The sequence below is a fragment of the Mesorhizobium delmotii genome (assembly GCF_900149755.1).
GTDB lineage: Bacteria > Pseudomonadota > Alphaproteobacteria > Rhizobiales > Rhizobiaceae > Mesorhizobium > Mesorhizobium delmotii.
Genome location: NZ_FUIG01000037.1, coordinates 59,427 through 83,043, shown reverse-complemented (window position 1 = coordinate 83,043; position 23,617 = coordinate 59,427). Strand labels below are relative to the sequence as shown.

Genomic DNA, 23,617 nt, shown 5'->3' with positions numbered 1-23,617 from the left:
CAGTGCAATGCTTGTGACTGTGAGGCTATTGTCTTGGCGCCGAGAGCAAACTGGAAGGGTTTTCTGAAAATTGGAGAACTCAGCTGCCCGGTAGCGCTCTATACGGCTGCCTCAACCTCAGAGCGGATCGCCTTCCACACGATTAACCGCACGACGGGCCATAGGGTGCATCGCGCCTTCGTCGACAGCGATAGCGGCAAGCCGGTCGAGAAGGACGATCAGGTCAAAGGCTATGAGATCAGCTCGGGTGAATACGTCGTGCTCGAACCCGATGAGGTCGCAGCCGCTGTCCCCGAGAGCGACAAGACGCTGTCGGTTTCGGCCTTCATCGGCTGTTCCAATGTCGACGATGTGTATTTCGACAAGCCATATTACCTCGCCCCGCCGGACAAACACGCGGAGGAAGCGTTTGGGCTGATCCGCGAAGGCATGCGCAGGAAGAAAGTCGCGGCGATCGCCCAGACCGTCCTGTTCCGGCGCGTCCGGACCCTGCTCATCCGCGCTTATGACGAAGGGCTGGTCGCAACGACGCTGAACTTCGATTACGAGGTGCGATCGGCGGAGGAGGCCTTCGACAACATCCCCGATGTGAAGATCGAGGGCGAGATGCTCGAACTGGCCGAACACATCATCAAGACCAAGAAGGGCAAATTCGATCCGAACAAATTCGACGACCGTTATGAGGCGGCCCTGGCCGAGCTTGTGAAGGCAAAGCTCGAAGGCAAGAAGATCGCAATTCCGAAACCGGCCAAGCGGGAGAAGGTCGTCGATCTTATGGATGCGCTGCGCCAGAGTGCCGGCGTTGGCGGAAAGCAGCCCTCGACAAGAAAGCCCGCGGCAAAATCAAAGCCGGCGCGCCACGCGAAGCCGAAGGAGAAAGCGCCGCATCGGAAGGCCGGCTGACCGATGGCGCTCGAGACCTACCGCAAGAAGCGCGATTTTTCCGTCACCCCGGAGCCGCAGGGCCGCAGGGCGCCCAAGGCGGGGAACAGCTTCGTCATACAGAAGCATGATGCGAGGCGGCTTCATTATGATTTTCGTTTGGAAATGGACGGCGTCCTGAAGAGTTGGGCCGTGACAAAAGGGCCGAGCCTGATCCCCGGCGAGAAGCGCCTTGCCGTCCATGTCGAGGACCATCCTTTGGAATATGGCGGTTTCGAAGGCACCATCCCAAAGGGCGAATATGGCGGCGGCACCGTCATCCTGTGGGACAGAGGCACCTGGACGCCGATCGGCGACGCGCGTCGCGGCTATGCCAAAGGCCATCTCGACTTCGAACTTCACGGCGAGAAGCTGGGTGGCAGCTGGCACCTTGTCAGGATGGCCGGAAAGCCGCGGGAGAAGCGCGAGAACTGGCTGCTGATCAAGGGTGACGATGACGCCGCGCGCACGGAAGACGACCCCGACATTCTGGACGAGCGGCCGGAATCCATTGCGACCGGCCGCAAGATCGAGGATGTCGCCGGCGAAGAGCCCGGCTGGTCGTCCAAGACGGGACGCATTCGCAAGCGCCGCGGCGGCCGCACGGGGGCCGCTCCACCGGAAGAGCAGCCTGCCACCGTAAGCGTTCCCGAACCGTCAAAGATCAAGGGCGCCAAGAAGGCAGCGCTCCCCGATTTCGTCGAGCCGACGCTGGCGACCCTGGTCTCGTCAGCGCCGTCCGGCCAACGCTGGCTGCACGAGATCAAATTCGACGGCTACCGGCTGCAGGCCAGGGTTGAAGCCGGCCGCGTCAAGCTGTTGACGCGGAGCGGTCTCGACTGGACGAAAAAATTCGGAAAGGCGATCGTTTCGGCGCTGGCCGATCTCCCTGTCGGGACGGCGCTGATTGATGGTGAACTCGTGGTCGAGACATCCGCCGGCGCGTCGGATTTCTCCGAGCTGCAAGCCGATCTCAGCGAGGGCCGCAGTGACCGCTTTCGCCTGTACGTTTTCGATCTGCTCCATCTCGATGGATACGATCTGCGCGACGTTGCGTCGATCCAGCGCAAGGAATTGCTGGAAAAGATCATCGGCAGTGGCAGCGGCATCATCAGCTATAGCGGACATTTTGAGGAGGATGGCCCCCTCGTGCTGCGACATGCCTGCCGGCTGAGCCTGGAAGGCGTTGTCTCCAAGCTTCGCGATGCGCCTTACCGCGCCGGCCGCAGCAAGAACTGGGTGAAGTCGAAATGCTCGGCGCGGCAGGAATTTGTCGTGGCCGGCTATGTTCCCTCGACAACCTCGCGCAATGCGATCGGTTCGCTTGTCCTGGGTGTCTATGACGACGGCAAGCTTCATCATGTCGGGCGCGTCGGCACCGGCTACACGGCAGCCGTCGCCGAGGGCCTCTTCAAGAAGCTCGAGCGGATACGCATTCCATCGAGCCCGTTCGACGAGCGGCTGAGCGCAGAGGAGACTCGGCAAGTCCGTTATGTCAGGCCGGAACTCGTCGCTGAAATCGAGTTCCGCGCCTGGACCGCCGACGGCAATCTGCGCCACGCCTCATTTCGCGGGTTGCGCGAAGACAAGCCGGCGAAAGAGATCGTGCGCGAAACACCGAAGACCAAGGCAGCAGCGAAACCTCAGCGCCGGACCGTCAAGCTCACCCATCCCGATCGCCTCTACTGGCCGGACCAGGGCGTGACCAAGGAAGGTCTCGCCGATTATTATACCGAGGTCTGGCGCTATGCGTCGCCCTATCTCGTTGGCCGCGCGCTGGCGTTGCTGCGATGCCCCAGCGGTATTTCGGGCGAGCAGTTCTTCCAGAAGCATGCCTGGAAGGGCCTCAACCCCAACATCGTGCTGGTCCACGACCCCAAGGATCCGCCCGACGAGCGGCTGATCAGCATCAATGATCTCGATGGGTTGATCGGTCTCGTCCAGTCGGCGGCGCTGGAGATCCACCCCTGGGGTTCGATGGTGAGCGATTGGGAGCGTCCGGACACGATCATCATGGACCTCGATCCCGGCGAGGACGTGAGCTGGGAGGCGGTGATCGCGGCCGCCGTCGAGACCCGCGACCGGCTGAAGGATGCAGGACTGGTCCCCTTCATCAAGACATCCGGCGGCAAGGGTCTGCACGTCGTGGCGCCATTGAAGCCGAAGGCCGAGTGGCCGGCGGCGAAAGCCTTTACCAAGGCGATAGCCGACGCCATGGCCGCCGACAGCCCCGGCCGCTACGTCTCGACCATCACCAAATCCAAACGGCGCGGAAAAATCCTCGTCGACTATCTGCGCAACCAGCGCGGTGCGACCGCCGTCGCACCCTATTCGACGAGAGCACGACCCGGTGCGGCGGTGTCGATGCCGCTTGCCTGGGACGAGCTCGGCCCCGGCATCGGACCGGCCTATTTTACCGTCGAGAACACGCCGACCCGGCTTGCCTCGCTATCGTCGGATCCCTGGCAGGATTTCCGTGCCGCCGCAGTGCCGATCGAGGACCGTGCAAACCGGCGAGAGAAAGCGGCTTGAGGACGGCATTACGAAGTGCATGCATCGGAAGAATCAGGCGATCTGCTCAAACGTGCACTTTTCCGGAGCCTTGTCGGGCCGCCAGCGCAGGAACTTGGTGCCATGCCGGAAACGGTCGCCGGTGACGTGATCGAAGCGTACTTCTACCACCAATTCGGGCCGGACCGGCTCCCATTCGCCGCTGCGCTCGGTGCTTCAGCGGCTCGGCCCGCCCGGCGCCTTTCCGGTAAAGCCCGGCGGTTCGCGCATGGCTTCGAGTTTGCGGGTAAGTTCGGCCCTGTCGTCCTCGGCAATGGTCGAGGTGAAGCCGACGTGATCGAGCTTGCGGGCCTCGTTGTACAATCCCAGCAGCAATGAACCGACCTGCCTGCTGCTGCTGAGATAGCGAAAGCCGCCGACCACACAATCGGCCGACCGCAGCCGCTTTACCTTCACCATAGCGCGCACGCCCGGCTGGTATGGATCGTCCAGCCGCTTGGCGACCACGCCGTCCGTCTCGCCATGTCCGGCATCCCCTAACCAGGAGCGGGCTTCCTTCACATCGCGCGTGCAGTGCGAGAGAACAATGTTCTTGCGCTCTGCCGAAGCAACGAAAGTCTCAAGGATCGCTCGCCGTTCTTCCAGTGTCCGGGCCGACAGAACGGTTCCGTGCTCGTCGCAGAGCATGTCGAACAGGACGATGTGCGCCGGGGTTTCCGCGGACAGCTTGCGGATCCTGCTCTCGGCCGGATGAAGCCGCATCTGGAGCGCGTCGAACGACGGCTTGCCGTCGACCGAGATGACGATTTCACCGTCGACGACAAAACGGCGCGACGGCAGTTCCTTCAATGTCGCGACGAGTTCGGGAAAATACCGTCCGAGCGGCTTGCCCGACTTTGCGCGCAACTCCACCGCGTCATCCTGCCGGAATGCCAGGCAGCGAAAACCATCCCATTTGCGCTCGTATTGCCATCCATCTCCTTCGGGAATCGCATCAGCCGCCTTGGCTTCCATCGGCGGCGTATCGAGTGGCAGGGGGAAATCGCGGGTCATCGGCGGGTGCTGTCGAAAGCAGGATCGCGGGGAATGACCTTCATTGTACTGCCTTTGTCCCCCACCTATTTCCGCTTTCCGGCCTCCGAGCCGATGCTCTTGCGCAGCGCGTCCATGATGTTGATCACATTGCTGGGCGGTTGCTCGGCCTTGGCCTTTGCCTTGGCCGGACCCTTCTTGCCCTTCTTCTTCGAGGCAATGATCTCCAGCAGCCGCGCCTGGACGGGATCTCCGGTCATGGCGGGATCCCACTGCCTGGTTCGCTCGTCGATCAGGGTCGAGACCATATCCATCAGTTTCGGGTCGGGTTTGGCGTCTTCGATCTTGCCGAAATAGTCCTCGGGATCGCGAACCTCGTCACCGTAGCGCAATGTCCACAGCACGATGCCCTTGCCTCGCGGTTCAAGCATGACGGCGCGCTCGCGGCGGTACATGACCAGGCGCGATATTCCGACTGTCCCCGTCGACTGCATGGCGTCGCGAATGACCGAGAATGCCTCCTCCCCGACCGGGTCGTCAGGGGTGAGATAGTGCGGCTTGTCGTACCAGATCCAGCCGATGCTGTCGGCATCGACAAACATGTCGATGTCGATGGTACGCGTACTCTCCAGCGCGACCGCGTCGATCTCGTCGTCCTCGAGCAGGACGTATTCGTCCTCGCCGCGCTGATATCCCTTCACCTCGTCGTCTTCAGCAACGGGCTTGCCGCTGACGGCATCGACATATTGGCTGACGACCCGATGCCCGCTCTTGCGATTGAGCGTATGAAACCGGACCTTTTCGCTCTCGGTGGTAGCGGGGGTCATCGCGACCGGACAGGTCACGAGCGAAAGCTTCAGATAGCCTTTCCAGAAAGGACGTGGCGCCATCGAGGAACCCCGGCAGGTGTAAAACAGTCGAACGCATCAAGGTGATCGATTGTTCCAGCAGCATTTTTCTCGCGCGCCCAAGGCTCGCAGCCAAGAATCCATCATTTTTCCGGTTCGAGAAGGAACCGATGGGCGCAAGCGCAGTTCGGGACAAACAAACAGCCCGGCGTCAGCAAGGACCATTTCAATGTTGGAAGCGATCCGGATCGCAGTCGGCGCTCCATTGTCGGGAAATGCGGCAGCGCTTGGCGCCGAGATGAAGCAGGCGATCGAGCTCGCGGTCGAGGAGCAGAACGCCGACGGTGGCATTGCAGGCTTTCCCGTCATGGTTGAGACTGCGGACGATCGGGGAAAGGTCGAGACCGGACGTCAGGTCGCCGACGATTTTTGCAGCCGGCCGGATCTGCTTGGCGTCGTTGGCCACTACAACAGCAATGTCACCATCGCCGCGGCGGAGATCTATGCCGCCCACGACGTCCCGATGATCACGCCGATCGCTTCCGACACGGCGCTCACCGAGCGCTCTCTGCCGAATGTCTTTCGCTTCACCAACCGCGACGACCAGACCGGAGCAGCCATTGCCCGTCATCTCTATGATTTCATGGGCAAGCGCCGCGCCGTCCTGGTCGAAACTGAAACCATGTACGGCCACAGCATGGGCATCGCGTTCTCGCGGGCATTTCTGTCGCTTGGGGGACGTATCGCGGAGCGGCGGACGGTTCGCGAAGGGAGCCGCGATTTTGACCCCCTGATCGCATCTCTGCGGGCCGATTTCGATCTGTTGTTCTACGGCGGCAGCTTCGAGGGTGCTTTCATCCTGCGAGCGATGCGCCGTGCAGGTCTCGGCCAGCTTTTCGCCGGCGGCGACGGCTGTTGGGACGCGGTGAATTTCCTTGAGCCTGCAGGAGAAACCGCAACATTGGGCGAAGGCGTTCTTGTGCTGTCCGCCACGCCCGAAGTGGGTAGGGTCGCTGGTTCAAGCGATTTCGCCGCGCGCTATGCGGCGCTGTTCGGGCCGATCGGCAACTATGCCGTGAATTCCTACGATTCAGCTCGCGTGCTGATCGCTGCAATCAAGAACGCGATCACTGAATCCAAAGGAATTCCGAGCCGGCGCGAGGTTCTGACTGCGATGCGGAAGCTCCGCTTCAAAGGTATTGCCTATCGCGATCCCGTGCAGTGGGACGAAAAAGGCGACAATCTGGCCGCCGTCACGGCGCTCCATGTGGTGGAAAATGGCCGATTTCGACAGGTTGCGGAAATCCCGCAGATGCAAAGGGTCGGATAGCTGTGGCCTCACGAGGGCCGCGGCAATTTTTACCAGGGTGAGATGAAACAATTGCCTCCGATCGCCGTTTCGTCAGCAAGACGAATTGGCGAGGAGGCGATGATGGGTGCAGCCGGCCTGGAGGTTTTCGACAAGACGCTGCAGACCGCGAACATCTAGGCACGAGCTACGCACCGATGCTAGGTCCCGCCCTTCCAAAGGTGAAGACAATGTTTTTTGACGCGCCGAGATTCAGGGATCGAACGGATGCGGGGCGCCAGCTTGCCGCCGCTTTGACCGGGTTCGCGGCAAGCGATCCACTGGTGCTGGCGTTGCCGCGTGGCGGAGTGCCGGTTGGCTTCGAAGTGGCAAAGGCACTCCGTGCCCGGCTCGACGTTCTGCTTGTGCGCAAGATCGGCGCGCCGGGCCATTCCGAATATGGCATCGGCGCTGTCGTCGACGGGGAAAATCCGCAGCTCGTCCTCAACGAGGAGGCGATGGCTTTGGTCCAGCCGTCAGACGAGTACGTCGAAGCAGAAAAACGGCGGCAACTGCTCGAAATCGAGCGCCGCAGAAACCTCTATTTCGGCAGCAGGCCTGCGGCTTCGGTCCTGGGCCGGACCGTCATCGTTGTCGATGACGGCATAGCGACCGGAGGCACGGTCAGAGTGGCGCTCAAGGCGCTAAGAAAGGATCGGGCCGCGCATGTTGTCTTGGCCGTTCCGGTAGCCCCCCAGGACACGCTGGACCTGATCAGAGCCGATGTGGACGAAGTGGTCTGTCTCGCCACGCCCGAGCCGTTTGTTGCGGTGGGCCGGTATTATAAGAATTTCGCGCAGACCACGGACGCGGAGGTGGTCCAGTTGCTGCAGCAGGCAGAGCAGTTTGAGAGCAAATCATCGATGCGATCTGCCGGTTAGCTCATCGCCGACAGCCGAAGGAGCACGCCATGGCTAGCAAGGACCGAAAACAGGTTGAGATCGTCGAGCGCGGCGATATTTTCTTTCTCTACCGGCCCAGGGTGGGCGAAACCGATCCAGAAAGTCTTTCCGACGTGCAGCGCTTCTTCGTCGTGCTGCGGCCGGAGCACGCGACGAAGGTGCGGCTTCTCGTCGTCGGGCGCAAGCGGCTGCCCGACGCGCATGAGCACGAGCGTCACTGGGGTTTCGTCGGCGCGATCGCGAGTTCTGCCGCCGCGCTGGAGAAGGACCTTCGCGAAGAAATCTATGATACCAAGACGCGCGGCCGGCAGCGTCTGCCTGCAGCACGCCCGGCGGGCGAAGGCCGTTATCTTGTCTGTCGCGCTGCTCAATGGACAATTGCATCTCAGCTACGCGCTCGAGCTTCCAGAGCGGCCATCCGAGGTACAACGCGCCTTCAACATCGCACCGCAGGCAAGCTTCGCCTTTCGGTGAAGAATCCCGAAAAGCCCAGCCCTCCCGGCCTTGGATTGGGACAAGCCCAGGAGACGGATTATCCAGACAGGCTTCAGCAGGAATTCCGCGGCCGCAGATTCGCTCGCGACGACATAAAGCTGCTTGATGTGCAGGGCGCTGAATTCGTCCTTGTCGGCGCGCGAACCGATCCGGAAAAGGCCTATAATGTCGACCTCGATGTCGAGAAGGAGGATGAGCGCCATTCAGAGATGCTGCGCGAACTCAAAATGGCCAAGTCGCGCCATCCGATAGAACCGCTTTTCAGTGGCGAATGGGCCTGAACCGTACCGCCCTCCCCTTGAGCTTGCAGCCAACCTGAAAAGAGGGCCGCACGACCGCGCCCTCAGCGGCGGGTGAGCCGTCAGTCCCGCAAACGATTGGCAGCGTGATCCTGGCGCTGCTCAGTTGCGACCTGCTTGGAATCCAGACCGCGTTCCTTCGTATGCTGGGCCTTGTCGCGGTTGGACAGGACTTGGTTTTCTTCGAGCTTGTCCTTTGGGGTCGTGCTCATGGCGCCTGTACCGGAACCCTTCCCCCGTGAACCCGCTCCGATGTGCTTCTTGCTACCTTTTGCCATAGGCTTGCTCCAATTCTTAATCGTCGGGACGTTTCTTGTGATGAACGCTCTCCTGATTTTCTCCGCGAAGGATGTTGCGGTCGTCAGGGTCGACAAGGTCGGGAGTCTTGGACCTGATTTCCGATCCTTTGCGCAGCGCTTCACGTTCCGCAGCCGATCTCTTCAGGTCCGCCTCTGCGTCGAAATCCTTGCCGGCGTTCTTGGTGTTCTCCCGCTTTTCAATGATGCGCATTTGCTGCTCATGGGTCCTGCGTCCAGTCATTGTTTCCTCCAAAGTGTCTTGCGTTCGATTTTTTGAGGCCCAGATCGCTGGCGGAACCGTCGACTTCCGGTGATTGCAGTTGGCCACGGTCCTTGCCGAAGCGGACCAATCGTGCGCCACCACGATCTGAGCCTGTCCTTATGGCGATAATGGCAGGGCGGCGGGATCGTTCCGAGATGGCGGCCGAATAAACCGTCTATTCGCTCATCTGCTCCGGGCTGCTCATCCGCATCTGCCATGATCCGTCAGTCTTTCGCCTCGCGGTGTTCCGATGGAACATCAGAGCATCTCCGTCGTTCGGCGACTGATCGCCTATGTCCACGTCTGACGCCCCGCCGCAGCGAGCGCGTAAAGCTGCAAGAGGATGGACCGCACGATCAAGGACGCCACGGTCAAACGCTTCTACTACGAGAGCCACGATCAGCTCAGGTAAGACCTCGCCGACTTCGTTGCCGCCTACAACTTCGCTCGCAGGCTCAAGACCCTCAAGCGCGATCCAACGGACTCGCGAGCAGGTTACGCCGCCCTGCGCCGAACTGGAACTCGGTCGGGCTTGAGCAGCTCGTATCGATCAAGGGATCAAAAACCCGCACATCTGGCGAAGTCCTAGATGATTTCGGCACATTCTTTCGAGCGTACGATGCGATGAAGGGCTGATCGGAACTTTGCTTCCGCATTCTTGGCAGCCGAGGTTGGTTGGAACATGTCGCCCCGAGTCGAACGCATTCACAGCGATGAGCGTCTCCCGGCCGAGGTCGACGTCGTCATCGTCGGCGGCGGCATCCTCGGCTCTACGGCCGCCTATTTCCTGGCGAAGCGTGGCCTCTCTGTGGCTCTGCTCGAGAAGGGCCACGTCGCCTGTGAACAATCGAGCCGAAACTGGGGTTGGTGCCGCCAGCAGAACCGCGATCGGCGCGAACTGCCGCTCTCGGTGATCTCCATGCGACTGTGGGACGAGCTGACGCGCGATATCAATCGGGACCTTGGATTTCGACGCTGCGGTCTCGTCTATGCCACTCACGACGAGGCTGTGCTCGCCGGCTGGGAAAGGTGGCGCGAGGTCGCCAGGGAGTACGAGGTCGACACCCGCATGCTGAGCCGGGCGGAGGTGGCCGAGCGCGTCCCCGAAGCGCGCGACAAATGGGTCGGCGGGACCTATTCGGACCGGGATGGTAAGGCCGAACCTGCGCTCGCCGCGCCGGCTATCGCCGATGGGGCCAGAGCTCTGGGCGCCACCATCCACCAGGAATGCGCCGCGCGGGCGCTCGACTTGGCCAATGGCAAGATTGCGGGCGTGCACACGGAGAAGGGCTACATCAGAACCAGCGCGGTGCTGTGCGCCGCTGGCGCCTGGTCCTCGCGCTTCCTTAGGCCGCTCGGGATCAGTTTCCCCCAAGCGAGCATCCGGCAGACCGCGCTGCGTTCCACCCCGACAATCAACATAGGCGAGGCGGTCTCCACACCCTACTGCACGATCACGCGCCGACTGGACGGCAGCTATACGCTTGCGATCAGCGGCAAGGCGAACCTCGAAATCACGCCCCAGGCTATCCGGTATAGCCGGGAATTCATGCCGCAATTCTTGCGTCGCCTGAAGAACGTCAGGCTCGGCATCGGCCAATCGTTCCTTTCGGGGCCGGATTCAATGCCGGCGCTGCTGACCAGCGACGATCGGATCTTCGAACAGAATCGGGTGCTGGATCCTCCACCCTTAAAATGGCTGGTAAGCCAAGTGGTGGAGAGTGTCCGGAAGACCTTCCCCCAACTCGGCGATATAGAGATCGATAGTGCCTGGGGCGGCTTCGTCGATTGCACGCCGGACGCAGTGCCTGTGGTGTCGCAGGTGGACGGGGTGAAAGGCCTCGTCCTCGCGGCGGGCTGCTCGGGCCACGGCTTCGGTTTGGGTCCGGGGCTTGGCTATCTGGCCGCAGAGCTTGTCGTAAACGACACGCCTTGCGTCGATCCTACACCGTTCCGCCTGTCGCGTCTGGTCGACGGCTCGAAGCTGGACATCGCCGCTATCTGAAGATCAGCCGGAAGTCAGGCCTGACGCGCACCAAGCGAAGTCAAAGTGTCAGCAGACGGGTGAGCGGAATCCCCACGTTCCCTCGCAGTCAAGTCTCCGGGTGCATGAGCGCAACGTGGTAGGAGTTGCACCAGAATCCGCTCGGGAGAGCGCCGCGCTCATCGCGCTCGTCTTTGGCGGAGTTGGAACCGTCGCAGGAGTTCATTCTAGCGTTTTCTGCTTCTGCCGGTAAGGCGAATTGCTCGGCCCATACGCCGCGCCAGCGGCCGGGATGTTTGCCGCAACCTACACACGTGGCAGCGCAAACTTCAACGCCGTGGCCCTGCACTACGGCATCATGCGGGAGACCGGTTTCTACGGCGCTGGGGTGTCGTCGACAACGTCTTAACCAACCTGTGGGTGCTCGCCCCCTGCGCGGGGCACGCACGGCTTTATCTCACCCAGCTCTTCCACAGGCGGAGCGGCCCCGCACCTCGTCCACGCCGGAGGCGTCAATCTCGGCGCCGCTTCTTACAAGCGCCCTCGCCCTGCTTCTCCCGGTTGTCCTTGGCCTGGGGCGGTCATTGGCCCGGGACAACACACTGGAGGCAACCATGCCCAACACCGCCGAATCCTTGTCGACACATTTCGACGGCCGTGCGTTACAGGATTCCGCTCAAGCTTCTGGTGATCAAGAACAACATGCTCAACCAGATCGCCTGGGAGCAAATGATGTTCCTTGGCAACCTGCAATTTGCCTGCGAACTCCAGCCAATCGATTTCGCCCTGGCCGCGGAGGTCATGGGGGGCATCGGCTACCAGCGTCACCCGGCCTGAGGACGTCGATGGGGTTCTTGATGCCGCGTTTGCCGCGGAAGGCCCGGTGATCATAGAGGCGGTCGTCGACGCATATGAACCTATGCTGCCGCCGCGCATGCCGAACGAATATCGCAAGAACATGCGCACGGCGCTGCGGGAAACGCCGCAAGGAGATCGAAGCAAACCTCGCTCGGGAGCCGCTGAAGACGATGATGGGCTGACGGCGCTTGCCTGTTTGGCGACCAAGCGCCGTTGACCTGCAGTGTTCCTGACCGGTCACTGCTTGGTGGCGCTGGATGTCTTTTCGCTCGCGGAATCTGGGCTGGATTGCCTGGGCGGGTCCTGCCCTTCGGATTGACGGGTTTTGTCCTCCACCTCGGCCCTTGACCGGGTCAGGCCCATGCCGCCAGCAGGCTTCTTGTTACCGGCCGCCTCCTGGGAAAATTGATCCGACGCGTCCGCAACTTTCTTGGGAGGGTACTTGGTCGCGCCATGTTCGTAACGGGTTTCGTTTTCAGTCACGGCGTTTCTCCGATTGCCTCACTCGCTGCATGGCGATTAAACGGTCCTGTGACGTCAGGGTTCCGACTGCCGGCACTCCTGATGGGCCGCCATATGCGGCGCGGGCAGCACCCCGCGGTCACACGGCTGCCGATGTTCGGCGACGCTTAGGCGTCCTGCGCCGGTCAGGCATCCTGCCATGGCGCGTGCAGGATGTCGGCGCCCGGCTGCTCATCGAACAGAACCGCGCAGCCGCGCTCCCACGCCACCGGCGACAGTGCGTTGGCCACGATTTCGTCCGGCGAGATGAAATCCCCGGTCAGCACCCGCAACTCTTCGACGGCTTTGGCCATCGACACCAATCGCCCTGCGGCGCGGTCGGTGGTGCAGGCGTCGATGACGGAAACGAGATCGATCATTTGGAACTGGCCCATCATAGGCCTCCGCAAACAACATCCCTTCGCGGCTATGAACGTCGTAGCGGTCAACAATGTTCCCCGCCTGGTCAAACGGAGGCGAGCTTTCCGAACTTTGCCGCCAACGATTCGGCTTCAGCGCAGTGCATGCTGCTAATTTAGGCGGGGTCTATCGCGTCCCTGAGCTTGCCCAGGAATGCCACCAGAGCATCCTCCGGCCGATCGGCCTCGTCGGTCAGCATGTCGATGCCCCAGCGTCCGAGAACCGCTTCCTGGACGACGCTCGGTTGCGGCATGAAGACGAATGATTTCGGACGATTCTTTTCATAACCTGACCGGCGCCAGGTTTCCCAAAGCCGGTACAGCAACAGACGGATGTTCATGTCTGACATGCTGTAGCCGATGAACAGGACGGTGCGCCCCAGTGCGTCGGCGCGAAACTTCACGTCCAATGGCGACTCGAATGACAGCCGCTCGAAATAGTCGGATTCCGCCAGCACCAGAGATGCGTCGTCGTCGAAGTCGCCGTGGTATTTGATGATCTGGGTAACGTCGCCGTTCACCTTGGCGATATCCTTGGCATTGGCGACTTTCACGAACGCGCGGTCGTGGACTTCGAACGCAACCTCAAGGTTCCGATCATAGTTGGTGGTGTAGATGATCGGGAAATCGAGTGACACGATCAGTTTGTGGATCGCCGATCCCTTCACATTTTCCCGCGAGATGCTCCATTCGCGATCCATCCAACTGCGCAAGGGGCCGAGACTGCCATGCTTCAGCCGGTAATATTCGGCAAGAGCCTGGTAGCTGGGTTCAGGCATGTCGACCATGTCGCGGTCGAGGCCGAGTTCATCCACCATATGCTCGATGAGCTTCTCCCAGGATGGCAGGCCGACGCTCATCGACACCCCCGCCCCGACGAACAGGATCGCTCGTCGCTCTTTCACGGATTGAGCCAGTTGCTCGAGTGCAGACGGCATAGCCAACTCACCAGGCAATGATCCAACACAACTGCAAAAGGCGTCCTCTGTTCCGGAGAAGCCCGGATCACCGCCAAGTCTGTTCAGAAAATCGGGTGTGTTCGGCAAACGGGGTGTGTTGAGCAAATGCGGCGCAGACTGGAACCGCTGAGGCAGATCGAAGTTTGGTTGTCAGGGAGACTATGATGGCCGGACAACGAGATCAGACGCCTGCCAAAGCGAGAGGCGATATTCAGGCCGGGGCGACGCAGGATAAGACCCCGGGGTTCGACCCTGCCGCTGCACCCGAAGAGACCGACGCCGAAGCGGCGGATGTGCCAAATCCCGCCGCCGGGGCTCGTCCACGGCGACAGCCAGAGTTCACGAATGAAGCAAGCTTCGGCAATGCGATGCGGCCGGTGGAAAGCAAGCCTCGTCTTCAGCCTGGCAAAAACTGGCCGGTGCTGGTGATTGCCGCAGTCGTTCTCATAGCGGGCGCGGTCTTCGTGATAGCAGCCATGCTGGGCTAGCGAGTAGGTTTCCAGAGCTTATTGGCCCCTGAGCGTGAAACGGCACAGATATTAGTGAGCCATCCCCCGTGAACTTTCGTAAGGATCTGGCCGGATCGCCGGCCGCCATGTCACGCCCGAAAGCATAGCTCAGTTCGGTGAGCGCCGTGATGAACCGGGCCGATCTTGCCGAAGAACCAGCCGATGATGCCGCAGGGTAGATGCCGAACAGCGCCGAGACCATCACGTGGATGGCACCCAAATAAATCGACTCGCCATTTCACAAACCACTCATGATCAGTTTCCCGACCGCCAATTCGCTCGGCAAATAGCCGCTGTATTTGGGCACGCTATCGGGCATGTCCAGCACACGACGGTGATAGAATATGTCGATCCGAACCGGCGGCAGCCGGGCCTCGGGCTCGAAGTTGGCCGCCGGAATGAACATCACCTTGAACGGCCCGACGCCCGCAACCTCCACAACCGGCTTGCCGCAGGTCCTGCAGACCCCGCGATTGAAGTTCGGCGGCGGGCGGTATTTCCTGAATGAGATGTTGCCGGCGTTTTTCAGCACGACATCCTTGGCGCGAACGGCGACCACATCCGCGAACGGTTTGCCGTTGAACGCCTGGCAGATCAGGCAGTGGCACCGGAACCTGGCTTTCGGGGAGGTCTGTACCTCGAACGAGCAGGCGCCGCATTCGCATGAGCCGCGTAGCGGCGACAAGGTGTCGGTGGTCATCTGCGGATGCTCCTGAGCTTGTTTTGATGACGGCATGCTGGTCGCCGGAGCATCATGTTGAGGATGGTATCGATCGGTTGTCTGAAGGGGGCACGCAGAAGGTTGGAGAGGTTCAAACGGCCCTGCTCATAGATCCCCTTGGCATGGCTGAGGGTACGGAAGCCTTCGATGCCATGGTACGCCCCCATGCCACTGGGACCGACACCGCCGAAAGGCAAGTCATCCTGGGCGATGTGCATGATCGTGCCGTTGATGGTGACGTTGCCGGAGGTCGTTCGGCTCAGCACCTTGCGCCGGTCTTCGTCATCGGCGCCGAAGTAGTAGAGCGCGAGCGGCCGGGGCCGGGCGTTCACGTAGGCGATCGCTTCTTCGATGTCGCGGTAGGGAAAAATCGGTAGGACCGGGCCGAATATTTCCTCATGAGCGATGCGCATGTCGTCGGTGGCGCCGAGGACGACGGTTGGCGCCAGCGTGTTGGAGCGCGGGGACGCCTCACCGGGCCGATTGCCGACTTCGATGATCTGCGCTCCTTTGGAGCGAGCATCGTCGATAAGGCTCTGGAGGCGGGCATAGTGCCGCTCGTTGATAATTGAGGTGTAATGCTCACTCGTCGGACCGTCAGGATAGAAGGAAGTCACCTTCCGGTCATATGCCTTGACGAATGCGTCAACCTCGCTTTCGTGGACGAGTGCATAGTCCGGGGCGATGCAGGTTTGTCCGGCGCTGAGCAGCTTTCCGTAGGCAATTGACGCGGCCGCCTGGTCGAGGGCGTTGCCCTTGGCGACGATGCTGGGCGACTTGCCCCCGAGTTCGAGGGTAACCGGAACGAGGTTGTCGCTTGCGGCCTTCATCACCGATCGCCCTACTGCGGTGCTCCCGGTGAAGACCAAGTGGTCGAACGGCAAGGCCGTGAAGGCCGCCCCCACGGCCGCATCGCCAGTGACGATCGCGAACTGATCTTCGGCGAAAATCTCGCCGAACACTTTTGCGAGCAGCGCATTGGTGACGGGCGTGAACTCCGAGGGTTTCAGCATCACCCGGTTTCCAGCGGCGATGGCCGTGACGACCGGCATCAGCGCGAGGTTCACCGGATAGTTCCACGGCGACATCACGCCGACGACGCCAAGCGGCTGATATTCGATGCGAGCGTTGCCCATTCGCATATGCAGGGCGACGTGGCGGCGGGTCGGCGCCATGAATTTGCGAAGGTTTCGGATCAGATACTTCGTGCCCTCGGCGACCCCTCCGACCTCCATGATCGCCGTCTCATATCTCGAGCGATACCCGAAATCGGCATTGATGGCATCTTCAATCGCTTTGCGGTGCCCGATAATCGTGGCCCTGAACTTGGCCAGATCAGCGCGTCGCTGCGCCAGCGAAGGCGCTCCGTCACGCAGGAAGGCAGCACGCTGGCCCGCGAGGAGACTGCCCAGCCGATCAGCGTCGGTGATTTTTGCGATTGCATTCATGGTCCACTCCGATGTAGACAGGAGAAACTTACGCCCTTGACATACGCCCTTAAGTAGCCACTGTCAACAATGTATTCACAAGAAACTTTGAGGTACCATGCAGGACGCAGCCAACCGCCCCTATCACCACGGTGATCTCCGTCGTGCGGTTATCGAGACGGCGTTGGATATGCTTCGGGAGGAGAAGGGCTGGCAGTTCACGCTGCGGGAAGTCGCCCGCCGGGCTGGCGTAAGCCACGCGGCACCCTACAAGCACTTCCCCGATAAGGCCGCGCTGCTTGCGGAGATCGCTATGATTGGGTTCGACCGGCTGCGCGAGTCCCTATCGGCAGCGAAGTCTGAAGCGCCGAAAACTCTGCGCGACGAAATTACTCCGATAGCTCGTGCTTACGTCGCGTTCGGAACGGACAACCCGGCTCTCTACCGCCTGATGTTTAGCGCAGAGGAGGGAAAAGCGGTGGGAATGCATCTCAATGAGCGGGCGCTGGCGGTATTCGATGTTCTCCTCGAAATCCTCCGGCGCGGCCAGGCCGCGGGGAGCATTCGCAAGCGGCCGATAGAAGGTCAGGCGGCAGCCGCCTGGGGACTCGTCCACGGCATGACCATGCTTGCGATCGATGGGCTCTTGGTGCCCGAGAAGGTGGGATCGGCCCCCTTGGATGCGGCCTTGAGCACGCTGGTGGAAGGGCTGGGGAACCCAGCAACATGACACTAGCTGGCGCCATCCCGTTCGCCCTATAATCCGCCTACCGTATATCTGTGCCCCCTTTATTGTTCAGGGGCCTTATTCGTACCCGAAGGCAAAATCATTGTGCGCATCGGTCGCGGCGATCGCAGCCTGGCAGAAAGCGACTGCGATCTGGTTCAGGGTCCTGACCAGGTCGCCTATGGCATACACCCCATCGACCGAAGTCCGCTGATGCTTGTCGACGACGACATAGTCCTCGTCGCAGCATTCGATGCCCATTGCCAGCGCGAGTTCGGAACGCACCCCGCATCCCATCGCCGGATAGATGACGTCGAAATGGCGCATCTCGCCGTCCTTGAGGACGGCCTGGTAGCCGCTGTCGGTGGGAACAAACTTTTTGAACGCGTCGCAAATAGCAATGTTCTCTTCCATGGCCACGCGCCGGGTGCTGGTGGAAAAATCGGGCAGATAGCGTGCGAGCATTGTGACGTGCTGCGTATACTGCTTGAGGAACAAGGCCTCTCGCAGTGCCTTCGCCTCATGGCCGATGACCGCGACCTGACGATCTATGACCTCGTAGCCGTCACAAACCGGGCAAAGGCGTACGCTGCCTCTGGCGATGGCCTCGCGCAGACGCGGGATTGCCGGCACGACGTCGACGATACCTGTTGCCAGGAATACCTTGCGGGCGACGATCCGCCCCGCGTTGGTCTCGGCGCCAAACCCGCCTACGGTCGGCTCGATCGATGACGCCTGATCCTGCACCAGTGTCGCTCCGTATTCGGCGGCCTGCGCACGAAGGCGCTGCAGAAGATCGGGGCCGCTGATCCCTTCGGGAAATCCCGGGCAGTTACGGCTTTGCGCAATCAGCATCGCGCGCGATTCACCCGCGTCGACCACGACGACCCGATGACGGAACCTGCCGAGATAGAGAGCGGCCGCCAGCCCCGCAGGTCCGCCGCCAACAATGAGAACATCCGCTTCAGTCGCGGATGAGGCTGAATGTCGGCGTTTGCGCACGGGTTGATCCATCCGCGCCGAACGCACTCGTGGGAAAGATGTTCCCGCGCTGAAATCGAAAGCCGCGACATCCGTCGCGGCAAGCCGTCACCACTCGATCGCCGGTCGCGCGATCATCAGCCAGAAAATCCCGAGGACGGCAGCAAAGGCGGGAAAGCCAAAGGCGAACCACAGCCAGAAAAGCCTGACATACCGGGCCGGCAGCGGGGTCCCTGCTTTGGCGGCTTCGGACGCCAGATTGCGCATCTCCATCTGCATCCATACCACCGGCAGCCAGAATGCGCCGGTGACGATGTAAAGCGCGATGGAAAGCGCGATCCAGCCTTCGGAGAGCGCGTAACCCGCCTGCCAGGCGAGCGCGACGCCGGTGATAGGCTGCGCCACGACGGCAGTTGCCGTGAAGAGAAAATCGGCGATCACCACGATGCGCGCCACTGCCGCGATTGTTGCTGTGTCGCCGGTCCTGTGGGCGAGAAGCATGAAGAAGGCAATGCCGGCGCCGGTGCCAAGCAGCACGCTGGCACCGATGACATGCAGGTACTTCAGCACGAAATAGAGCATCAGCGCTCCTCCAGTATTGCCAAGGCGACGAAGTGAAGGACGATGATCGGCAAGACCTTCAGGAATGGCCCAAGCGGTTCGTGCCACAGGTCCGGGCGCAGGAAAGTGCCCACGACCAGATAGAACAGCGAGAGCGCGATGCCAGCGTAGAGGCCTTTTCGCGCCGTTGGCCGCCAGGCTATGAGAGCGCCGACGACGACGTCGGCAAGGGCGCCGGCGACCACGGCAGGCGCCGACAACATGCCAGCCCCCGTGCTTTGCATAAGGCCGATGCCGTTACCGTAGCCAGTGGTCAGCGAAACAATCCCCGTCATGATCCAGAACAACGGCAGGACGACGAAGATTGCAGCCTTGGCGAAATAAAGCCCGGCGAACCATTTTTCCTGCACCGTTGCCGGATTGAGCGCGAGGAACTGCGCCAGGCTTTGTGGCTGTATGCCGGTCAAGGAAATCCAGTCCGATGGATCTCCGAGCGCCCCTCGTTTGATCTCCCTGGCGGCGTTGGTGCGCATCGGAGGCCGCCAGCCGAGCATCGCGGCAAGATCGCCGAGGCGGTAGAGAAGCCGGGCAACCCATCCCGGCAAGGCAAGCCTGGGCACTGGAGCCCAGCCGAGCCAGCGGCGGAAAGTGCCGACAATCTCGTCCATGGTCAGCTGTTCGGGGCCTGCAAGTTCCAGCGCCAGACGAGACGGACTGCCGGGATTGAGAAAGAAGAGCACCGTCGAGACCACATCCTCGAGCTGCACGACCTGGAGCCGGCCGGTATTTGGCATTGACGGCAGGACCGGCAGCGAGGCCAGACCGCGAAACAATGCACTGGCCCCAAACACAGGCCGGCCGAGCACTACGGAAGGGCGAAGGATTATCCAGCCCAGATCAAGCGCCATCAGGGCCTGATCGCCAGCATACTTCGTCGCCGAGAACGACGAAGGCTGTGCCCGATCGACACCCATTGCCGAGAAGTGGATCACCTTGGCAACGCCGGCGCGGGCGCAGGCGCGAAAAAGAGCCGACGCCGCATCGCGATGAACTTGTCCGGTCTTTTCGCGAGGGCTGTCCTGCAGAACCCCGGCACAGTTCACGACGACATCGATGCCGGCCAGATGCGGCAGCCAATCTTCAGGGCGTAGCGCGGTCGCCCTGTCCAGCACCAGCAAGTGGTAGTCGCGGGCTGCATTTGCCTGAGGGCTACGGACGATGCCGACCACCTCATGTCCTTCGGAAACGAGGCGGGAACAGACCGATGCGCCGATCAGGCCGGTGGCGCCAGCAACGAGAATTCTCATCGGACCCAGATCTCCGGTGCCGGAGGGATATTGTTCATTCTACGCTCTGACTTGCGAATGTTCGACGTGCCCGCTCGCGCGAGAACCGTCGGGCAGCGCGGAACAAACCATCGATCGCGGGATTAGGAAAGCACCAGGAGGTCTATCATGGACAGGGAAGAGCGTATCAGGCGGCGAGCCCATGAAATCTGGGAGCGTGAAGGCCGTCCGGAAGGGCGGGAGCGCGAGCACTGGGATCAGGCCGTGCAAGAGATCGAGGCAGAGGATTCCGAAGCAGAACGTGGCCCGGTCATGCCTGACCCGACCGTTGGTGCGGGCTCCGAACCCAATACGGGCGGCACCAAACCATCGAGATAACGGGCAGCCGACGTCTTGATCGGCGGCTTCGGCACGGAAAGGAAAATGCCATGCCTCGTCTGATCGCCTTGATCGTGATTGTATTGTCGGTGGTCTTCATCGGTTGGCTTTGGATCGACCAGACCGGCCAGACGAGCGACGGGACTCAGCCTGCGCCGCGCAATAGACCAGGATGGATGATGACGGCAGTTGAACTCCATTCCGGGCAGGACCTGCAAGTTCTCGCAGTGGACGCGATCCTCGCCTAACTCGAGGGCGCGGGATCCTCGTTCCTGTATTCGTGAATGAGGCCAAGGATTTGCGATCGGACCAACCCGCGAGCCTCTGGCTGAACGAACGGCATCAAGAGTTCGACCCGCTCCTCGACTTTCTCGGGAAGATCCGCAGCAGGATCGATGAGGTCGTTGCCGTGCGGATGCGCTCTTTAGTCGGGAAGGCCAGCCTTGCGGTAGCCTTCGACGAAGCGCTGGAGCACTTCCTCGTTGTCGAATGGCTGCGATGTTGCCCAGTGCCGGATGCTGAAATGGGGATCGTTCATCATGAAGAATTCCGCCTCCTGACGGGCTTCATCCAGGCGCCCGAGCTGCGCGAGGGCTGCCGCAAGCAAGCGCCGCGACGTGGTGCGGTAGGTTTCCGGCTTGCGCAAAGCCTCTACCGCGGATTGATAGTCGCCGAGCGCATAATAGGCTTGGCCTGCCATCCAATAGTACCATCCCGGTGGGCGCGGATTGAGCCGCAACGCCCGCTTCACGAATTCGACGCCCTTGACCGCGTCGCCCCTCAGGGTGATGAGATCCGAGCGTATCGCCCAGGCATCGGCATGATTAGGATCGAGCTTGAAGGTTGCCTCGAACTCGGCATCCGATTCCGCGTAACGCCGCTCGTGACCAAGTATGATGCCCAGCCCCCAGCGGTTCCCCGCATCGTTAGGGTCGAGCGCCACAGCCCGCTGCGCTTCCGCCAGCGCGCGAGGCTGGTTGGTTTGCTTCGGCTCGTTCCAGAACAGCCAGCCGAGCCAAAGATTGAGGGCCAGCAAGCTATGTGCCTCGGCATAGTCGGGATCGAGTCCGATCGCCTTTTCCAGGAGCATGCGCGCTTCCCGCGCGCCTAACCCAGTCTGAAAACTGACGCCGCGGGCTCGCACGCAAAGGTCATAGGCTTCGAGACTCGTCGGCCGTTTGCGCGCCGGCTGTCCGGCCAATCGGCCGACAAGGGCTTCGACGATCTTGGCCGTGACCTCGTCCTGCACTGCAAAGATGTCCTCGAGGCTGCTGTCGTAGCGCTCGGCCCAGATATGATCGCCGCCGATCGCGTCGATCAGTTGCGCATTGATGCGCACGCGCGCCGCGGCGCGCCGGGCGCTGCCTTCAACCACATAGCGCACCCCAAGATCACGCGCGGTCAAACGCACATCGACCGACCGCCCCTTGTAAGCAAAGGTTGAGTTGCGCGCGATGACGAAGAGGCCGGCTGAGCGAGACAGGTCGGTGATCAAGTCTTCGGTCAAGCCGTCGACAAAGGTTTCCTGCTCCGGATCGTTGCTCATGTTGGTGAAAGGCAAGACCGCGATCGAGGGCTTGTCGGGCAATTCGAGCGATGCCAGTCGGCCGACCGGAGCGGCTCTCGGAACGTGCAGGTTCACGCGATAGCAGTATATCGGCTCGGCTATATTCTTCACACGCTGCTCGCCCATGGGCTCGAACGCAAACGCCAGCTTCTGCCTGACCTCCTTGGACACCTTCTCCGAAACGCAGATGCCACCGGGTTCGGCGAGTTGTTGGAGACGCGACGCCACGTTCACGCCCTCGCCATAGCGATCGTCCCCTTCGACGATCACTTCTCCAAGGTTGATTCCGATCCGGACTTCGAAGCGCTGGTCTTCGGCGACGCTCGCGTTACGCTCCGCCATGCCGCGCTGAAGCGTGACCGCGCATTCGACCGCATCCACCACGCTGCCAAACTCCGCCAGCAGACCGTCTCCCATCAGCTTGAAGATTCGCCCGTGTCGCGTCGCGATTTCCGGCTCGAACAGCTCTTTGCGGCCACGTTTCAGCCGGTCGAAGGTGCCCGCTTCATCCGCCTCCATGAGCGCCGAGTACCCGACAACATCGATGGCAAGGATTGCAGCGAGCTTCCGCTCCATGTTGAGCCTCAGAAAGATTCACGACTCGCAAGCCGCAGGTCAGAGGCAGGCAGGACCGGCGCCTCCGGCCTTACCGGCCTATGATACCACAGATCACGCCTCTTGAGACTATGGCTCGCGCGACGCCCCAGCTCTCCAGCCGCAGCGCCACTGACGCGCGAGTCCCACCTATCCCTCCGCTTGTTCGCGGCAGTTGCCTCGCAACCGGACTGTGAACCCCTTTGGCTCAAACGTTTCCCTTGGGCCGTGCTCGTTTGAAGGTCTGAAAAGGTCAGAAGCGGGCATTCGCGAACGTCGACTTTGACCCATTGCGGGCATTGGCCTTCTAATCACTGCCTCACCGAGCCGACTTTGCGAATATCCTGCGGACAATCTCGTCCTCGTTGGCATCAAAGCAGCGGCCGTGGCTGAGAATGACCCGCCGCGGTTGCCACGATCGGAGCTTGCCTATTACTGCGTGTGCCTTGCGCCGCTGCAGGAGAATTGGCAGCCGCATGCCGAAGAAGGTCCGCCCGTGGGGATGGTCCATCCGAGTCAGCTTGGTCGCCGTGCGCCAGGGTTCATCGATCATGTCCAGTTCGAGATTGATGATCGTGTCTGTGAGGATCAGCGTCTTTGAAGCTTAGTGGAAAAATATGAACTCTTTGAAGTAGCCACCGGGAAACAGCATCTGGTCAATGTCCTGCCGCCACGCCTCAGGCGGCTTGATCTCCAAATCTCGCGTGAACGTCACATCGGCGTGCCGTGCCAGCGCTCTTTGGCGAACTCTGGGTGATGCCCAGGTGATTGCCTCTGGAAAGACCTTCGACCACTCACCGATATGAGCGTAGTGAAACTGGTTGGGTGAAACGAGGTGGCGGATCCTGCCCAAGTTCCGCAACTCTTCGGCCAGCGTCGCAGCGAACTTGATAGGCGAATGAACGAACAGATCATCGTTCGACAGGCGCACCACCGTCATCCGAGTAGTAAATGGCAGCGGAAGCTTTACTCCGGCTATCGTCAGATATTCAAACGGGCCGTCAACGACGCCAATATCAGGTCCCTGACATTTGTAAACGTTGATGGGGTCGTAGAGGGACGCACCCACGGTCCTCTCCAACTTGTCAGCTGCGGCGCAAGGACAACATAATCCGGTTGGTCATACAATGCGTCCGGCCTGAAAGGCCGCTTGCCATTCAGAAAAGTCCGTCAGACCTGTCCGCTGCAAAAAAGTGAATGAGCTCAAAGCCGACCTTCGGCGCTGACA

The 23,617-nt window shown here is 61.3% G+C and carries 23 protein-coding genes and 2 pseudogenes; 11 read left to right on the top strand and 14 right to left on the bottom strand.

Translation table 11 applies throughout. The features are described 5' to 3' along the window. Window positions 1-33 precede the first annotated feature (33 nt). Entirely contained in the window at window positions 34-903 is an 870-nt protein-coding gene (gene ku / locus BQ8482_RS22145; protein WP_123149541.1) for a non-homologous end joining protein Ku, read from the top strand. A 3-nt stretch (window positions 904-906) separates the two neighbouring features. After that, window positions 907-3,453 carry a DNA ligase D gene (gene ligD, locus BQ8482_RS22140; RefSeq protein ID WP_123149540.1) on the top strand — a complete coding sequence of 849 codons (2,547 nt, stop codon included), beginning with the start codon at window positions 907-909 and terminating at the stop codon, window positions 3,451-3,453. Window positions 3,454-3,486: 33 nt separating this feature from the next. Here ligD and BQ8482_RS22135 read toward each other — a convergent pair. Together BQ8482_RS22135 and ku (BQ8482_RS22130) are read right to left on the bottom strand one after the other, a co-directional pair. Further along, window positions 3,487-4,485, bottom strand: a pseudogene (locus BQ8482_RS22135) (ATP-dependent DNA ligase). A gap of 65 nt (window positions 4,486-4,550) precedes the next feature. Further along, a complete protein-coding gene (ku, locus tag BQ8482_RS22130; protein ID WP_123149539.1) occupies window positions 4,551-5,354 on the bottom strand; it encodes a non-homologous end joining protein Ku in 804 nt (267 codons plus the stop codon). Between the two features lie 187 nt (window positions 5,355-5,541). Between ku (BQ8482_RS22130) and BQ8482_RS22125 the strand changes: the two genes are divergently transcribed. From BQ8482_RS22125 to BQ8482_RS22115, 3 genes are all read left to right on the top strand, one after another. Continuing rightward, the gene (locus tag BQ8482_RS22125) at window positions 5,542-6,642 is read left to right on the top strand and encodes a branched-chain amino acid ABC transporter substrate-binding protein (RefSeq protein WP_123149538.1); all 1,101 of its coding nucleotides are present in this window, start codon (window positions 5,542-5,544) and stop codon (window positions 6,640-6,642) included. Between the two features lie 209 nt (window positions 6,643-6,851). After that, entirely contained in the window at window positions 6,852-7,541 is a 690-nt protein-coding gene (locus BQ8482_RS22120) for a phosphoribosyltransferase (protein WP_123149537.1), read from the top strand. Window positions 7,542-7,570: 29 nt separating this feature from the next. Beyond that, on the top strand, window positions 7,571-8,338 hold the full coding sequence (locus BQ8482_RS22115; protein WP_123149536.1) for a hypothetical protein: 768 nt from the start codon (window positions 7,571-7,573) through the stop codon (window positions 8,336-8,338). Between the two features lie 80 nt (window positions 8,339-8,418). On the opposite strand, the gene BQ8482_RS22110 is transcribed toward BQ8482_RS22115, so the two are convergent. After that, a complete protein-coding gene (locus BQ8482_RS22110) occupies window positions 8,419-8,634 on the bottom strand; it encodes a hypothetical protein (protein WP_123149535.1) in 216 nt (71 codons plus the stop codon). Between the two features lie 16 nt (window positions 8,635-8,650). Further along, window positions 8,651-8,896: a hypothetical protein gene (locus tag BQ8482_RS22105; RefSeq protein ID WP_123149534.1), complete on the bottom strand. Its 246-nt coding sequence runs from the start codon at window positions 8,894-8,896 to the stop codon at window positions 8,651-8,653. A 703-nt stretch (window positions 8,897-9,599) separates the two neighbouring features. Between BQ8482_RS22105 and BQ8482_RS22100 the strand changes: the two genes are divergently transcribed. Together BQ8482_RS22100 and BQ8482_RS39455 are read left to right on the top strand one after the other, a co-directional pair. After that, complete coding sequence (locus tag BQ8482_RS22100) at window positions 9,600-10,922, top strand: NAD(P)/FAD-dependent oxidoreductase (RefSeq protein ID WP_077382116.1); 1,323 nt, start codon at window positions 9,600-9,602, stop codon at window positions 10,920-10,922. Window positions 10,923-11,549: 627 nt separating this feature from the next. After that, window positions 11,550-11,941: pseudogene (locus BQ8482_RS39455) on the top strand (thiamine pyrophosphate-dependent enzyme); the annotation flags it as partial. 55 nt (window positions 11,942-11,996) lie between these two features. Here the strand turns inward: BQ8482_RS39455 and BQ8482_RS22090 are convergent. The 3 genes from BQ8482_RS22090 to BQ8482_RS22080 all read right to left on the bottom strand — a co-directional run bounded on the left by BQ8482_RS22090 (window position 11,997) and on the right by BQ8482_RS22080 (window position 13,617). Next, on the bottom strand, window positions 11,997-12,242 hold the full coding sequence (locus BQ8482_RS22090) for a hypothetical protein (RefSeq protein WP_123149533.1): 246 nt from the start codon (window positions 12,240-12,242) through the stop codon (window positions 11,997-11,999). 164 nt (window positions 12,243-12,406) lie between these two features. Next, window positions 12,407-12,655, bottom strand: a complete 249-nt coding sequence (locus BQ8482_RS22085; protein ID WP_123149560.1) for a hypothetical protein — start codon at window positions 12,653-12,655, stop codon at window positions 12,407-12,409. A gap of 140 nt (window positions 12,656-12,795) precedes the next feature. After that, window positions 12,796-13,617, bottom strand: coding sequence for an SIR2 family NAD-dependent protein deacylase (locus BQ8482_RS22080; protein ID WP_123149532.1), 822 nt, complete (start codon window positions 13,615-13,617; stop codon window positions 12,796-12,798). Between the two features lie 182 nt (window positions 13,618-13,799). Between BQ8482_RS22080 and BQ8482_RS22075 the strand changes: the two genes are divergently transcribed. Continuing rightward, a complete protein-coding gene (locus tag BQ8482_RS22075) occupies window positions 13,800-14,126 on the top strand; it encodes a hypothetical protein (protein ID WP_244602930.1) in 327 nt (108 codons plus the stop codon). A 259-nt stretch (window positions 14,127-14,385) separates the two neighbouring features. On the opposite strand, the gene BQ8482_RS22070 is transcribed toward BQ8482_RS22075, so the two are convergent. Both BQ8482_RS22070 and BQ8482_RS22065 read right to left on the bottom strand, forming a co-directional pair. After that, the gene (locus tag BQ8482_RS22070) at window positions 14,386-14,847 is read right to left on the bottom strand and encodes a GFA family protein (RefSeq protein WP_123149531.1); all 462 of its coding nucleotides are present in this window, start codon (window positions 14,845-14,847) and stop codon (window positions 14,386-14,388) included. Then, on the bottom strand, window positions 14,844-16,316 hold the full coding sequence (locus BQ8482_RS22065) for a coniferyl aldehyde dehydrogenase (RefSeq protein WP_123149530.1): 1,473 nt from the start codon (window positions 16,314-16,316) through the stop codon (window positions 14,844-14,846). The genes BQ8482_RS22070 and BQ8482_RS22065 overlap by 4 nt, the downstream gene beginning before the upstream one ends. A 97-nt stretch (window positions 16,317-16,413) precedes the next feature. Between BQ8482_RS22065 and BQ8482_RS22060 the strand changes: the two genes are divergently transcribed. Next, window positions 16,414-17,025 carry a TetR/AcrR family transcriptional regulator gene (locus tag BQ8482_RS22060; protein ID WP_123149529.1) on the top strand — a complete coding sequence of 204 codons (612 nt, stop codon included), beginning with the start codon at window positions 16,414-16,416 and terminating at the stop codon, window positions 17,023-17,025. A gap of 75 nt (window positions 17,026-17,100) precedes the next feature. On the opposite strand, the gene BQ8482_RS22055 is transcribed toward BQ8482_RS22060, so the two are convergent. From BQ8482_RS22055 to BQ8482_RS22045, 3 genes are all read right to left on the bottom strand, one after another. Then, window positions 17,101-18,036 carry an NAD(P)/FAD-dependent oxidoreductase gene (locus tag BQ8482_RS22055; RefSeq protein WP_123149558.1) on the bottom strand — a complete coding sequence of 312 codons (936 nt, stop codon included), beginning with the start codon at window positions 18,034-18,036 and terminating at the stop codon, window positions 17,101-17,103. 75 nt (window positions 18,037-18,111) lie between these two features. Further along, on the bottom strand, window positions 18,112-18,585 hold the full coding sequence (locus tag BQ8482_RS22050) for a DUF2269 family protein (RefSeq protein WP_123149528.1): 474 nt from the start codon (window positions 18,583-18,585) through the stop codon (window positions 18,112-18,114). Then, window positions 18,585-19,871, bottom strand: coding sequence for an SDR family oxidoreductase (locus BQ8482_RS22045; protein WP_123149527.1), 1,287 nt, complete (start codon window positions 19,869-19,871; stop codon window positions 18,585-18,587). Before BQ8482_RS22045 ends, BQ8482_RS22050 begins: the two co-directional genes overlap by 1 nt. Before the next feature lie 147 nt (window positions 19,872-20,018). Between BQ8482_RS22045 and BQ8482_RS22040 the strand changes: the two genes are divergently transcribed. Then, window positions 20,019-20,228: a DUF2934 domain-containing protein gene (locus BQ8482_RS22040; RefSeq protein WP_123149526.1), complete on the top strand. Its 210-nt coding sequence runs from the start codon at window positions 20,019-20,021 to the stop codon at window positions 20,226-20,228. Window positions 20,229-20,278: 50 nt separating this feature from the next. Continuing rightward, window positions 20,279-20,476 (top strand): hypothetical protein, encoded by a 198-nt coding sequence (locus BQ8482_RS22035; protein ID WP_123149525.1) that lies wholly within the window; start codon window positions 20,279-20,281, stop codon window positions 20,474-20,476. Window positions 20,477-20,652: 176 nt separating this feature from the next. Here BQ8482_RS22035 and BQ8482_RS22030 read toward each other — a convergent pair whose 3' ends face one another. After that, window positions 20,653-22,371: an adenylate/guanylate cyclase domain-containing protein gene (locus BQ8482_RS22030; RefSeq protein ID WP_123149524.1), complete on the bottom strand. Its 1,719-nt coding sequence runs from the start codon at window positions 22,369-22,371 to the stop codon at window positions 20,653-20,655. A 622-nt stretch (window positions 22,372-22,993) separates the two neighbouring features. Next, entirely contained in the window at window positions 22,994-23,458 is a 465-nt protein-coding gene (locus BQ8482_RS39450) for a DUF4336 domain-containing protein (protein ID WP_244602929.1), read from the bottom strand. Window positions 23,459-23,617 lie beyond the last annotated feature (159 nt).